The sequence below is a fragment of the Lacrimispora amygdalina genome (genome assembly GCF_003432035.1).
Lineage (GTDB): Bacteria > Bacillota > Clostridia > Lachnospirales > Lachnospiraceae > Lacrimispora > Lacrimispora amygdalina.
In genome coordinates, this window is sequence record NZ_QOHO01000102.1 from 14,762 (window position 1) to 30,477 (window position 15,716).

Below are 15,716 nucleotides of genomic sequence, written 5' to 3' on the forward strand. Positions count from 1 at the left end.
TATGGCAAGAAAATATGATGAGATCAAATGGCTTGCACAGGCTACGGCACAGGATTTATCAGCAGATACAGAAAAGTGGAAGGGATTTCTTACCACTGCCGGTAGATTATACCGGTATCCTTTCATGGATCAGCTGCTTATCTATGCCCAGAGACCAGATGCCACAGCGTGTGCAGAGCTTGAAACATGGAATCAGAAGATGAACTGCTGGGTCAACCGTGGTTCCAAGGGTATCGCTCTTTTGGATGAGAGCAGCGGCAGACCAAGGCTCAGATATGTATTTGATGTGTCAAATGTGCATCCCGGATGGAATGTTGGAAGGCTCCCGTACATATGGCAGGTCAGAGAACGGAATGAACAGACGGTTCTCAACAGACTTGAAAATATATATGGAAAAACTGATGAAAGCAGACCTTTCGGAGACAGACTTGTGGAGCTGGCACACCGTATTGCGGATGATTATTACAGGGATGTAATGCCTGATCTGCAGGACAGGGTGGATGGAAGCTTTCTGTATGGATACGATGAGCTGAATCTTGAAATGAGATTGCAGGATACCATGAGAGATTCAATCGCATACACTCTTCTTACAAGGTGCGGTGTTGATACGGAAGATTATGATTTTGATTTCCGGTATCTGCATGAGTTCAGCGATGTAAAAACACTGTCAGTACTGGGAAATGCGGTATCGGAAATGACAGAGCCGGTGCTTATGGAAATCGGAAGAGCGGTAACGGTACAGGAGCGTCATATCGCCCGATATGGCGAAGTAGAAAGACAAACGGAGAATATATCACAAGCCGTAGAAAAAAGCGAAAATACGCTTGCAAATGAGGCTAGGAATGAATATAATGCTTTAAAGCGTGAAAGCGAGCGGCAAGGTGATATTTCCACCGATGATTATGAAAAAGGCGAAAGCGCTAATATTTCAGAACAAGGAGGAAATGACCATGGAACTGACTTACATGCAGAGCGGGGATTATCTGATCCCGAACCTGATCGCGAACAGCGAGCCGGAGGAACCCTTAACCAAGTACGGACTGATGCGGAGGAACTTCTTAAAGGAACACAGGAGAGGAACCTACAGCGGGATGATGTTAGAGGGGAATCTGAAGGAGCACTGCCTGATGATTCAGAAACAGGCAGAGGAGAGGATGGATCTTCTGACCGATCAGATGGCGAAGTCACAGGGAGTGAACGAAGCCCTGAAAGCATCAGACCAGATGAAGTGGGTGGGTCTGATGAACAACATCCGGGCATCGGCGGAGGAGATAGTTTTATCGGAGCTGATCTACAGCTAAACCCTCCGGATGCAGAACCCGAACAACTGAATATGTTTGACCTGTTCCCCTCATTTGCGGAGCAGGTGGGAACGATAGCAGCAGCGGAAGCAAGCGTGAAAACGAAGGCTCCCGCTGTTTTTATGTTAAAAGATGACCAGCTTCTTGATGTGATAAGATCCGGTGGCGGTAAAGAGAATAACCGTAAGCGTATCTATGCAAAGTACCAGGCAGGAAAAGATGCTGCGGAAATGACTGATTTCATTAAGAACGAGATCGGAACGACAGGTAAGGGTTTTGAATTTGACGGGCAGAGGGTATCTGTCTGGTATAACGAAAACGGAATGAGCATCGCACCGGGGAACTCTGCTCAGGTGGACTTTGCCACTACCTATAGCTGGAGCCTTGTGGAAGAGTTCACCCGTCAGATGGTGGAAAACGGCTCATATATGTCAAGAAATGAAGCCTTTCTTGTTGACAGCACTGAGCGGGCGAGAGTGGCTGATCAGATCTATTTCTTCTTCCGTGACGGCATTGATGATATGCCTGATTCTCTTTCTATCCAAGGAAGTAATTATCCCGACAGTCAGGCACATATCGCAGAGCTTTTATCTACCCATGAGGGAAGGGAGCTGCTTGCAGAGGAAATCGGCAGGGCTGCGGACAGGATAGAGAGCGGAGAGATTCAACTTCGGTGGAGATATGTAAAAGAGCCGGAGTTCCTACTTTCGGAGATTGCCGACCTCGATGCAGAGCGTAGGGAGTTTCCTCTTGCAGATGAGGTAAATGTAAGGCTTGAAAACTTCATCACCCAGGATGAGATTGACAGCAGGCTAACCCATGGAAGCGGCGTATCGCAGGGGCTTTTCCGTATCTATGATTATTTTAAGGAGGGGCATGACAGCAAGGATAATGTAGCGTTCCTTAAAAAAGAATATGGTACAGGAGGTCAGTCAGATGCACTGATTGGAAATGACAAGAGCTGGGAAGACCATGATGCAAAGGGCATTCAGCTTGACAAGGGCAGTATCATGGAGCCTTATACATCAGTGCTTCTTAACTGGAATGTGGTGGAAAAGCGTATCCGTGAGCTGATCGCAGAGGATAAGTACCTGTCTCCCAAGGCAAAGGAAGCCTATGCGGAGTATAAAAAGGAGCAGGAAAAGGAAGCTCTTGCGGATGAGCAGGAAAAACTTGTTGATGCCATTGAAGCCGGGGATGCACAGGAAGAGCCGGAGAGTAAAGAGGCAGATCATAATCCCGAATTCGGTCCGCCTGTCGGACGGGGAGAAAACAGCCGATGGTCGATAGTCCATGAAGCGGATGATGAAAATGATAATCCCCAGGAGTGGGCAACGAAGCTCCCTTCCGGTCAGTATGTATGGGTAGACCGTGAGGAAGATGGCTCGTATGGGATTCATCCGGTTGCTGATTCTTTTGCTGCTCCTACGGAGACCTTCAGGACTCTTGAAGAGGCGCAGGAGTATGTTGATGAGACCATGCGGGGAGATTTAGAGCAGGAGTCTCCGACATATACAATTTATCAGATTTCAGATGAAGCTGAGGACAGGCGGGATATCATCTTTGAAAATCTCGAGCATCTGCAGAACAGAGGACTGTCTGTTGATGCGGCAAATTACGAAGCTGTCTATACCGGAGAACTGGAGGAAGGAACTACCCTCGATGATCTTTATGAGAAGTTCAACATAGACCATCCCGTAGATTACAAGGGACGATCCATGTCCGTATCGGATGTGGTGGTGCTGCATCAGAATGGTGAGGACAAGGCATATTTCGTGGATTCATTTGGATTTTCGGAAGTGCCGGAGTTTTTGCGTGATAAAGAAGCAGTCCTTACACCTGAGCAGGAGCAGGCAAAGGAACTTATCAATGAGTTCTGCTACAGGGAGTATGACCATGATGCGGATTTCTCTGACCTTTCCAATGTGGAGATAGCTTATACCGACCTTACGGATGAAGCAGATGGAAAAGAGTACCCGATACAGGCTTCTGTAGACCTTGAGCATAACAGCATCCGTCTTGCGATTGACGGCCAGATCATTTCTCAGAATGAATATGATACCCTTACCGACCTTATAGAAAATGAGCTTAAGTACCTTGATTTTGACGAGCTTACCTATGTATCGGAAGAGGACTGGGAGAAGTTCCATAACATGGAGCTTACCGCAGAGGATATACAGAATATTTCTTATATCGGAGCGGAGTACAGCAATTTCGGGCATACAGCGGAGTATGAGCTTGAAGCCGATATCCGTGGAGAGCGTCAGAAGATCCGTTATGAGGTCACAAGGCATGACGGTGATGAGGAGAGCTTTTCTATCCACACGGACAATAACGATATTTATGACAGGCTTTCCGAACCGGAGCTTCGCAAGCTGGAAGAGATACTGTCAGATGAAGTCAGGGTGGGGCAGTATGAGAAGAAGATTGAAAAGGCTGATAGCCTTGATGCAGTTAAGAACATCCAGTATGAGTTTATGGATGACGAAAGCTTTCCAAGGAGACTTGTCGGAAGGTTCTGGGAGTCCTATAACGCAAGGGAAGCGGAACTGTCTGAGACGGCAAAGGTTGAAGCGAAGAATTTCCATATTACAGATGATGACCTGGGAAAAGGCAGCGCAAAGGAAAAGTTCAGTGGCAATATCAGGGCGATTACAACCTTGAAGCAGATTGAGGACGAACACAGGACAGCAACGCCGGAGGAACAGCAGATTTTATCACAGTATGTCGGCTGGGGCGGACTTGCGGATGCCTTTGATGAAAGTAAGAGCAACTGGTCTGCAGAATATCAGGAATTAAAGAGTGTGCTGACACCGGAGGAGTACAATTCCGCAAGGGAGAGTACCCTTAATGCACATTTCACAAGCCCCGTGATCATAAGAAATATTTATGAAGCACTGGGACAGATGGGCTTTGAAAAGGGAAATATCCTTGAGCCTGCCATGGGTGTAGGAAACTTCTTTGGTATGCTGCCGGAGGAGATGAAGGACAGCAAGTTATATGGAGTTGAGCTTGATGATCTGACAGGCCGCATCGCAAAGCAGCTCTATCCGCAGGCAGATGTGCGTATCAGCGGATATGAAAAGACCGATTTTCAGAATGATTTCTTTGATGTGGCGGTTGGAAATGTGCCGTTCGGAAATTATAAGGTAAGCGACAAGCCCTATGATAAGCTGAATTTTCAGATCCATGATTATTTCTTTGCAAAGACACTGGATAAGGTAAGACCGGGCGGCATCGTGGCATTTGTTACAAGCAAGGGAACCATGGATAAGCAAAGCCCGCAGGTGAGAAAATACCTAGCACAAAGGGCAGAGCTGCTCGGTGCGGTGAGATTACCCAATACAGCTTTTAAGGAGAATGCCGGTACAGAAGTAACGTCCGACATTCTTTTTTTCCAGAAAAGAGACAGGCTTATGGATATCGAGCCGGATTGGGTGCATCTGTCTATGGATGCAAACGGTATTGCCATGAACCAGTATTTTGCCGACCATCCGGAGATGATCGTAGGAAAGATGGAAATGGTATCCGGGCCTTTTGGTATGGAGAGTACCTGTGTTCCGGATGATAGCAGACCTTTTGAAGAGCAGCTACGTGAGGCAATCAGCAATATTCATGCGGAATATGAAGCGGTGGAGCTTTCAGCGGACGAACTTGGAAAGTCTGACCTTGAAGTAATACCGGCGGATCCGAATGTGAAGAATTACAGCTTCTGTATGGTGGATGATCATGTGTATTATCGTGAGAATTCTGTCATGAAGCCTGCCGATGTGTCAGATACCATGGAAGACCGTATCAAGGGCATGATCGCTATCCGTGACTGCACGCAGGAACTGATTCAGATGCAGATGGAGGATTATCCCGATGCAGCCATTACGGACAAACAGGCAGAACTGAACGGATTATATGATAAGTTCTCTGATAAATACGGGCTTATCAGTTCCCAGACTAACAAGAGAGCCTTTAATCAGGACTCTTCATACTGTCTGCTCTGTTCTTTGGAGAAGCTGGACGATGAAGGCAAGTTCCTCGGTAAAGCAGATATGTTCACGAAGCGTACCATCAAGCACGCAGAGGTAGTGACAAGTGTTGATACCGCAAGCGAGGCACTGGCGGTCTCCCTGGCTGAAAAAGCCAAGGTAGACCTTGCCTATATGGCAGAGCTTACGGGAAAGGAAAAAGAAGCCATAACTGAGGAACTTGCAGGAGTAATCTTTCAGAATCCTTTGACAGACCAGTGGGAGACTGCGGATGAGTATCTGTCCGGTAATGTCCGTGAGAAGCTGTCTATAGCAAAGAACTATGCGGAGAATCACCCAGAATATCAGGTAAATGTGGCGCATCTTGAACAGGTGATGCCGAAAGACCTTGAAGCTTCAGATATTGAAGTACGCTTGGGGGCAACATGGATAGACCCGAAGTATATCGAGGACTTCATGCGTGAGACCTTCCAGACGCCGGGATATCTTTTTAACCGGAATGTCATGGGCATCCAGTATTCGGATGTGACAGGACTTTGGAATGTAAAGGGCAAAAATGCCGACTATGGCAATACCCTTGTCAACATGACCTTCGGTACAGGAAGGGCGAATGCCTATAAGATACTGGAGGATAGCCTGAATCTTAAGGATGTGCGTATCTATGATACTATTGTGGAGGACGGCAAAGAAAAGAGGGTGCTGAATAAAAAGGAGACTACCCTTGCCGCACAGAAGCAGGAGGCAATCCGTGAAGCTTTTAAGGATTGGATTTTTAAGGATCCGGAGCGGAGAGCTGATCTTGTAAAGGTTTATAATGAGCGTTTCAATTCCACAAGACCAAGGGAATATGACGGTTCGCATTTGCAGTTCCCGGGTATGACACCGGATATAGAGCTGAAACCTCATCAGAAAAATGCGGTAGCCCATGTGCTGTATGGAGATAACACACTTCTTGCTCATTGCGTAGGTGCGGGCAAGACCTTTGAAATGACTGCGGCGGCTATGGAGCTTAAAAGGCTTGGGCTTGCACAGAAGTCATTGTTTGTAGTACCGAACCATTTGACAGAGCAGTGGGCGAGTGATTTCCTGCGTCTGTATCCCGGAGCAAATATACTTGCGGCAACGAAGAAGGACTTTGAGCCTGCTAACCGTAAGAAGTTCTGCTCCCGTATAGCAACAGGCGATTATGATGCTGTGATCATCGGTCATACGCAGTTTGAAAAGATCCCTCTGTCACAGGAAAGACAGGTGGCAATACTGGAGCGGCAGATAGATGAGATCACGGAAGCCATAGCACAGGCAAAGGCTGACAGGGGCGAGCGATATACCATCAAACAGATGGAGAAATCCAAGAAGCAGCTCATGACAAGGCTTGATAAATTAAATGATCAGAGCCGTAAGGATAATGTCGTAACCTTTGAGCAATTAGGCGTAGACAGGCTGTTTGTGGATGAGAGCCACAGCTATAAAAATCTTTTCCTATATACGAAAATGCGGAATGTGGCAGGTATCGCACAGACAGAGGCACAAAAGTCACAGGATATGTTCAACAAATGCCAGTACCTCGATGAACTGACAGGAGGTAAGGGCGTGACCTTTGCAACCGGAACGCCGATCAGCAACAGCATGACGGAGCTTTATACCAATATGAGATACCTTCAGTATGGTACGCTTCAGAAGCTGGGACTGGGACAGTTTGATGCATGGGCGGCTAATTTCGGTGATACACAGACTGCGATAGAGCTTGCACCGGAAGGAACCGGATACAGGGCAAAGACAAGGTTTGCAAAGTTCTTTAACCTGCCGGAGCTGATCGCACTCTTTAAGGAGAGTGCAGATATACAGACACCGGATATGTTAAAACTTCCTGTGCCGGAGGCGGAGTATGAGAATGTGACATTAAAGCCGTCAGAGGCACAGAAGGAAATGGTGGCATCTCTGGCAGACAGGGCAGAGCGGGTGCGTAACCGCATGGTGGATTCATCCGTCGATAATATGCTTAAGATTACAAACGATGGGCGTAAGCTGGCGCTTGATCAGCGTCTTATGAACGATATGCTGCCGGATGATCCTAACAGCAAGTCCAGTGTATGTGTGGAGAAAGCATTTGAGATATGGGAGGAGACAAAAGATAAGCGGTCGGCCCAGCTCATTTTTTGCGATTTGAGTACACCTAAAGGAGACGGAACCTTCAATGTATATGAGGATATCAGGGACAAGCTGATAGCAAAAGGAGTACCACCGGAAGAGATAGCCTTTATCCATGATGCAAATACCGAAACGAGGAAAGCGGAGCTGTTTGGCAAAGTAAGAAGCGGACAGGTCCGTTTTTTATTGGGATCAACGCAGAAGATGGGAGCCGGTACGAATGTGCAGGACAGGCTGATAGCACTTCATCACTTGGATGTGCCGTGGAGACCGTCTGACATTGAACAGCAGGAAGGTCGAATCTTACGACAGGGCAATACCAATCCGAAGGTGAAGATCTTCCGTTACGTTACCGAGGGTACGTTTGATGCGTACTCGTGGCAGCTTATCGAGAATAAGCAGAAGTTCATCGGGCAGATCATGACCAGTAAATCTCCGGTCAGAAGCTGTGAGGATATCGACGAGGCAGCTCTTACTTATGCAGAGGTCAAGGCACTTGCTACGGGCAATCCGTACATTAAGGAAAAGATGGACTTGGATATCCAGGTATCGAAGCTGAAGCTGATGAAAGCGAACCATACCAGTCAGAAATACCGACTGGAGGACAATATCGCAAAGAACTATCCTCAGCAGATATCGGCATTGAAGGAGCGTATCGCTGGAATGAAGGCAGATATTGCCACTTACAATGCCAACAAGCCTGCGGATAAGGATATTTTTATCATGACGGTAGCCGGAAAGACCTATGATGACAGGAAGGAAGCCGGGACAGCGATTATTGGAATCTGCAAGGAAATGAAGCAGGCCAATGTGGCTGTGCCAATCGGTGAGTATTTGGGCATGAAGATGAATGTAACCTTTGATTCATTTTTCAGAAAGTTTACGCTGAACATGAAGGGAAAACTCAGCCATGAAGTGGAGATTGGCTCTGATCCGTCCGGTAACATTACCCGTATCGGAAATGCCATGGAATCCATGACAAAACAGCTTGAGGATGCGATTGCAAAGCTCGCCAATGTGGAACAGCAGCTTGAAACCGCAAAGATTGAGGTAGAAAAGACATTCCCACAGGAGCAGGAGCTTAACGATAAGCTGACAAGGCTTGCAGAGCTTAACAGTTTGCTTGATATGGATGAGAAGGGTGAGGATGCGGTTGATCTTGATGAAGATGCGCCAAAGCCGGAGAAAGAAACAGCAGAGCAGACCGAGACGGTAGTGCCGGCACAGGAGGCTACCAAAGAGGCAGGTCACATATCGGAGGATAAGGCTGAAATAAGCGAAAAAGCTGAGGAGGCTGATATATCAGAAACAGAGGATATGGGGAACCCTGCAACAAAACCGGAGACAAAAGAGGAAAGACCGTCCCTTATCGCAAGGCTTAATGAGAAGAAGGCGGTTGTAGCTGCCATGGATCAGAAAGCACCTGCAGTAGCAAAGAAAAAAGAAGAGGTTATAGCATAAGATTAAAAGGCTTCGGGGATTATCTCCGGAGCCTTTTGGAAAGGAGCGGAAATGGCAAAAGACGAAACAAAAGGCGAAAGCCTTAACGATGCCGCTGTCATAAGCGCATTTAAGGATAAGACCAAAGAGAAGTTCCATGAGCTTGACGGCATGGATCCTGAAACGATAGAGGCTAATGTCAAAAAAATAGTGCAGGATATAGTGAATGATTACGGAATGGATGTAACCATTGAGGATGTCGTTGTATCCGGCAGTCGTTGCAGGGGTATGGAGGAGAAAGGAGCTGACCTTGATGTGGTGTTGTATTACAGCGGCTCGGTGAGGGAGGATGATCTTTTTAATACTCTTCATCAGAGCGATATCATTATGTGTGGCGTAAACCTTGATATAAACCCGATAGCACAGGAACAACACGGGAGTCTTTCCGGGTATCTGACCGGTGTGGAAACGTATCTTGAAGAAAAGCAGGCTCAGATGATGCAGGAAGCGCAGCAGCGTAACACAGAGATAACCTATACCGTTGCGGAGTGCGGCGAATTTCACAGCATGGGAGCCTATCATGAGGGAATTGCCACGATAGAAGAAGCAAAAGCTCTGTTTGAAGGCATCCGTGAAAACCATAGTAATATGATTCCTGCTGTCGGTATCAACATACATGAAGCCGGGACACCGGAGATAGATGATGTGCAGATGGATGTACTTTATGGAAACAGCATAGATCTTGATGATCTGCGGTATGTTCCTCAGATATGGAATAATCAGGAGGGACTCTCAAAGGTCGGACAGATCATAGATGCATTCCCGGATGTAAAGGTAATCGGGACACTGCCGGGATTGACTGTACAGGATATACCGGAACAGGATATGGATGCTGTTAAGCCGGTATATGTGGACGAGGCTGCGAAGCTGGCGGCTGAAATAGACCGCTTTTCCAGTGACTTTGATCCGTATGAGTACAAAGATACGGTCGATAACTGGGAGTTACAGGTGCAGAACATAGCCGATGATATAAGAAACGGCAACTCTGCGGATTATAAGAAGTACCTGGGAACTGTGATAGAAGAGAGTGACAACATCGAGGATGTCCGCAAGGCTGCGGAACTGCTTGTGAAGCTGGCTGAGTACAAGCCACTTGCCAAAGTGGAGGAGCTTGAAGAGGTTAATCTTAACCAGATCGACAATGTACTCAGCAACACGGTTCCAAAATCCGAGGAGAAAAGGGAAGCCCGGCAAGCGGAGCAGGAACGCTTGGAAGAGCTGCAACGAATCGAGGAAGAGGAAAGAAAACGCAGGGCAAGAGGGGAACGCCCATCACTACGGGCGCGACTTGCAGCCAAGAAAGCAATAGTGGCTGCAAACAGTGCAGTCCCCCAAAGAGAAACACAGCGACAGGTGCAAAATGAGCCGGTAAAACCACATATTGAGATTTAAAGGTGTGTTTATTGGACAGGTAAATTTGTAATATGAGATCAGGATGGGGAAGTACCCTGTTCTGGTCTCTTTTTTGTTATACAGCCTTTAAGCAGATGAAAAGTATTGTAAAAAAGTGGAAAAGTAAGAATTTTGAAAATAATGCCAAAACTCGCTAAATCAAACAAGAAATTTCGAGATAACGAGATTTTATCTTTACAAAGCACACGAATAGAGATATAATTGTAAATGAGTTGTTTTACCCAATTTTAGACGTTTTAGTGATGTGTTTGTTTGAGGTTAGCGAGGACAAGGAATGAGTGTAAGTTACAGAAAGCTATGGATGAAAATTGCCGAGAAGGAGATGACGAACCCCAAAGTACGAGAAATGGCTGATGTCAGCGCAAGTACATTTACGAAAATGAAAAAGAATGAATATGTTTCGATTGAAAGTCTGGAAAAGATTGCAAATGTACTTGATTGCGAGATAGGGGATTTGATTGAAATCGTAAAAAAGGATTCCGAGGAGGCATAGGCATGGATTATAGAAATAACTTCCTTTTTTCTGAAGCGTTCATCCAGGACGCTTTCAAAAAAGTGGAGAAAAATGCGAAGGAATATGATGATATTTTCGACAATATTTGTTCATGGTATCAGGAGTATAAGGAAGATTGGACTTCTTTTGAAGATATAGCTTTGGATACTCTGGGTTATGAGAAGGAGCAGGACGGAGATTACCGCTGGATTAAGATTGAAGCGGATAAAACTGTAGCTCTTGTATATCTGTTAGATAGAGACTGCGAAGTAGGATCGACTGTTAAGGGAAAATATTATGCGGTTGATGCTGTGAGAAAAGCTGCAGAGAGAGCTGTGTCATGGGTTGTTATTACCAATGGAACTGAATGGAGATTGCTAAATACTACTGGAGTGAGTCCGTATGAGCACTTCTTCTCTGTCAATATAGGAAATGAACTTGAAACTGGCAAGGCAGAATTGTCCGGCCATGTTTTTGCGTTCATGTTCGGTGCGAATTCCTTTAAGAATAATGGATCAGATACACTTACCATAGATGCCTTTAAGGATAAGTCTGACGAATCCGAGGAAAATGTAGAGGAAGTACTTCGTTCAAAAGCAGAAAGCATTTTAACAGGTCTGTGCTATGGACTTAAGGACAATATGAATAGACCGTCCTTTACAGAGGAAGATAAGAAACAGATATATGAGGATGCGATTATCCTGCTGTATCGACTCCTTTTCCTTGGATATGCAGAAGCAAGGGAACTTCTACCAGTAAGAGCAGACGATCCTGATTACCAGGATAGCTTTACTATGCTGTGTCAGACCGCAAAGGATTATTACATTGAATCAAGACTTACTGAGGTCGGTAATGATTTTGACCTTTGGGACAGATTGGATTCGCAGCTCAGAATATACGTTGATAAAAACTATAACGGCGGACTTTTCTCAAATGATGACAAGCCTATCCTAAAAGAATACCGTATCGCAAACAAGCATCTTGCTCCGTGTCTTATGGAGCTTGCATATATAGCAGGTCGTAAGAAGGACTATGCACAGAAAATAGAATATAAGGATCTATCCGTTCGCAATCTCGGTGCTATCTATGAAGGATTGTTGGAGTACCAGTTGTTCATAGCGGACGAACTTATGGTGCAGAGAAAATCTAAGGAAAAAGTGGCATATATTAAGGCATCTGAAACAACGCTGAAAAACAGCGATAAGAATAACCTCGTTCAACCGGGGGAGATATATCTTTCGCAGGATGCCTTGGAACGCAAGGAGACAGGTGCTTATTACACTCCGGAGGATGTTGTTGATTACATTGTAAAGAACACAGTTGGGAAACGGCTCGATGAATTAAAATCAGAACTTGATGATGAACTCAAAGAGGTGAGAGATGAACTGTCATACGAGCCTATTGAGCACAGAAGAAAACAGCTCCAACATGAGATTGATGAAAAAACGGTTGAGTTTATCACAGAGAAAATACTGTCCCTAAGCATAGTGGATAGTGCTATGGGTAGCGGTCATTTCCTTGTAAATGCTGCATATCAGGTATCGAATTACATTGTAGATATTCTTGAGGGTAACCAGTGGGAGAATGACGAGATAAATGCTGATGTTACCTACTGGCGCAGAAAGGTTGTTGAGAACTGTATTTACGGTATAGATATAAACAATCTATCTGTATTACTGGCGAGATTATCGTTATGGCTTATTTCTGTTACGAATGATAAAGCGTTATGCTTCATGAAGACCAGGGATCAAGCGCTCAAAGGATTGAAGTAAGGATACAGAAAGAAATTGAGGCACTTGTTTCTGAGATATCGAAAGTGCTTAAAAAGCATGGGAGAGAAAAGGACACAAGAGTATATTTCATCGCTGATCACGGAAGTACACAAATACTGCCATCACAGCCAAACGGAATTGATCCAAAGTATTACAAAGACAAAGCAGAGGAATCGGATTATAGGTTTATAGAGGTTGGTGATGAAGATTATGAAAATACGAAAGCTGCAATAGGAAGCTTATGCTATGCACTTGATAAAAAAAGATATGGTACTGAGAACAGTTTCTTTATTGCAAGGGGATATAACCGTTTCATAAAAAATGACTTAAAGGGATACGTTCATGGAGGCATTACGCCCGAAGAAGCAATAGTACCGTTTGCGAGGTTCTCATATGATATGGATATGTGCAAGAATCCCGAAATAATGCTTGTGAACGATAATCTTAGATTTGCTGTGAAACTGAAACTGACATTCCTTGTCAAGAATTATAATGAGTTCCCTGTCGAGAATGTCGAGATCATCATACAAAATGGGAATATCAAGTACAGCAAACCGATAGCAGTTAGCATATCCGGATTAGAAACGACCACGATTGATATCCAGGACGCAAGAATAACAAAGTCGATGGATAAAAAGAATAATGAAAGAATGATAATCACTGTAAACTATTCTGCGAACGGAAGAAAGCATAGCTACCAGTCTGAGATAGCTATGTCTATCAAGTCTGCACAGAGTTCAGGTACTGACCTGTCAGATCTTATTTAAGGAGGGAAAGATGGAGAGTTTTGAGCAGAAAGCATATGACTCCTTTGGAGAAGTAGTAATCAATAAAAATCTAATCAATAGTGCCGGATTCTCCGCAAGAGCCATTCCGACATATGTTGGAGAGTGGATCTTGTACAATTTTCTTGAAGATGGTGAGCTTACAGAGGATTCACGTGATAAGGTAGCTTCTTTCGTGAATAAATATCTTCCTCAAAAGGGATTTAAGGAAGATATAAAGAATAAGCTCCTTAATATGGAAACAGTCCGCCTGCTTGACGATTATAGCGTTGCCGTAAATCTTAAGAATGGAACAAGAACACTCAAGATACCCTTCCTTGATATGAATGATGCGGGGATATCGCAGGAAATTGTTGATGACAACAAGTTGCTTCTCACAAGTGGAGTATGGGGAGTGGCGGATCTTATGTATGCACCGCCGGAGGATAAGGGTGAAAAGGGAAAGGTTTGGATGCGTAGTTTCAAGCCATTTCAGGTCGGTGATGTGGATCTTGAATACTATAAGTCCTGTCGTGAAAATTTTACTACAGATGAGTGGATAGATCTTGTTATATCGAGCATGGGCTTTAATCCCAAGATATATGAAAAAGAACAGAAAACCGTTCTTTTGACAAGATTGCTGCCACTTGTGGAATCAAGGGTGAATCTGATTGAGCTTGCTCCGAAAGGTACGGGTAAATCATTTGTATATGGAAATGTGTCTCGATATGCCCGAGTAGTAGGTGGCGGGAAAATATCCCCTGCCGTTATGTTCCATAACAACGCAACAAACACTCCGGGTATAGTTACGAGATATGATGCAGTGGTGCTTGACGAGGCACAGAGCATTCAGGGTGATGCAAAGGGCGAACTTATAGCAGGGCTGAAGGTATATTTGGAAAGTGGTAAGTTTAGCCGTGGTAATACTGAAGCAGTTGCAGAATCAGGATTTGTAATGCTTGCGAATATCACGTTGGATGAAAACCATGTACCGGTACATTTGGGGGAAGGTCTATTTAGGGAAATTCCGAATTTCCTACAGGAGACGGCTTTTGTGGACAGACTTCATGGCATTATACCTGGATGGTACATGCCAAGAGTATCAAAAGACACGCCGTCAGTGACACTTGGATTTAAGGGGGATTTCTTTTCCGAGATACTGCATAACCTCAGATCGGAACCACAGTATACGGATTATGTGAATATGAATATGCAGCTGCTGAATTGTAACGATATGCGTGACAGGAAGGCAATAACAAGGCTTGCATCAGCATATTTGAAGCTTATATTCCCGGATTTAAAGGTTGAGCAGAGCGAATTTAATGAGTATTGCGTAAAGCCGGCTGTTGCACTCAGACAGAGAGTAAGAGATGAACTGCATAAGATGGATTCTGAGTATGCAAAGGTAGATATACAGGTAGCGGAGTAAAAAGAGGTGAGCATATGAAATTGACCATGAATATAGCAGGTCATGTAGACCGATTACCACTGGGCGAGGGCAAGGCACTTTGGCCTGTTTTTGAAGCGGTGGTTAATTCCATACAATCTCTGGAAGATACACAGGTTGAAGATAAACACATTGAAATATATGCTGAACGTCTGGAAGGAAAACAAATCAATATTACCGGAGCAGAAGAACAGTCTCACTTTACGAACTTTTATATTTCGGACAATGGAAATGGTTTTACAGATGAGAATTATAGATCATTTCTGGAGGCATACTCAAAACTGAAGGTAGCTAAGGGATGCAAAGGAATTGGCAGATTTTTGTGGCTCAAGGCATTTGAAAAGGTAGAAATTGAGAGTATTTACAAGGGTGCAGATGGATCCTTTAAGAGAGTGTTCTCATTTGATAAAGAGAATGGCGTAGAGCCAGAAGATAATACAGAGAAAATTACAGACGACGCTGATGTAAAGATTAAGACAACAGTTTCCCTGAAAGGCATGAAGGCAAATTACAGGGATTCTGTTTCTTTGTCTTTAGAAAGTCTTGCCAGAAAGATTATAGAACATTGTTTGCCGTACTTCGTTGTAAATCAGTGTCCTTCTATTGTATTAACAGACAGTGATGGCGATAAGTTTGATCTGAATAATATGTATAATGAGAACTTCAGTGACAGACTTAATCAGGATACATTCAATATAAAGGATCAGAGCTTTAGGTTATATCATATGATGGTTGCTGAAGGCGCTGACAAACATGAGCTTCATCTATGTGCTAACAACAGGGAAGTGAAACCGGTTGAATTAAAGAAGCGAATTCCCGATTTGGCAAAAAGAATCAACGGCGAAGAGGGGAGCTTTTACTATGTGGGTTATCTAACTGGCATGTTGGGTATGTTTTC

The 15,716-nt window shown here is 44.6% G+C and carries 7 protein-coding genes; all 7 read left to right on the forward strand.

Going from position 1 to position 15,716, the window contains the following annotated elements:
- Position 1: 1 nt before the first annotated feature.
- Positions 2–8,890: a helicase-like domain-containing protein gene (locus DS742_RS25095; protein WP_437126218.1), complete on the forward strand. Its 8,889-nt coding sequence runs from the start codon at positions 2–4 to the stop codon at positions 8,888–8,890.
- Between the two features lie 51 nt (positions 8,891–8,941).
- Positions 8,942–10,321 (forward strand): nucleotidyltransferase, encoded by a 1,380-nt coding sequence (locus DS742_RS25100; RefSeq protein WP_117419668.1) that lies wholly within the window; start codon positions 8,942–8,944, stop codon positions 10,319–10,321.
- A 295-nt stretch (positions 10,322–10,616) separates the two neighbouring features.
- The gene (locus tag DS742_RS25105; protein ID WP_117419669.1) at positions 10,617–10,835 is read left to right on the forward strand and encodes a helix-turn-helix domain-containing protein; all 219 of its coding nucleotides are present in this window, start codon (positions 10,617–10,619) and stop codon (positions 10,833–10,835) included.
- A gap of 2 nt (positions 10,836–10,837) precedes the next feature.
- Complete coding sequence (locus DS742_RS25110) at positions 10,838–12,607, forward strand: DNA methyltransferase (RefSeq protein WP_117419670.1); 1,770 nt, start codon at positions 10,838–10,840, stop codon at positions 12,605–12,607.
- Entirely contained in the window at positions 12,562–13,374 is an 813-nt protein-coding gene (locus tag DS742_RS25115) for a PglZ domain-containing protein (protein WP_117419671.1), read from the forward strand. Before DS742_RS25110 ends, DS742_RS25115 begins: the two co-directional genes overlap by 46 nt.
- A gap of 10 nt (positions 13,375–13,384) precedes the next feature.
- Positions 13,385–14,800, forward strand: coding sequence for a BREX system Lon protease-like protein BrxL (gene brxL / locus DS742_RS25120; protein WP_117419672.1), 1,416 nt, complete (start codon positions 13,385–13,387; stop codon positions 14,798–14,800).
- Positions 14,801–14,814: 14 nt separating this feature from the next.
- A partial coding sequence (locus DS742_RS25125; RefSeq protein WP_170313586.1) for an ATP-binding protein occupies positions 14,815–15,716 on the forward strand: 902 nt, incomplete at its 3' end.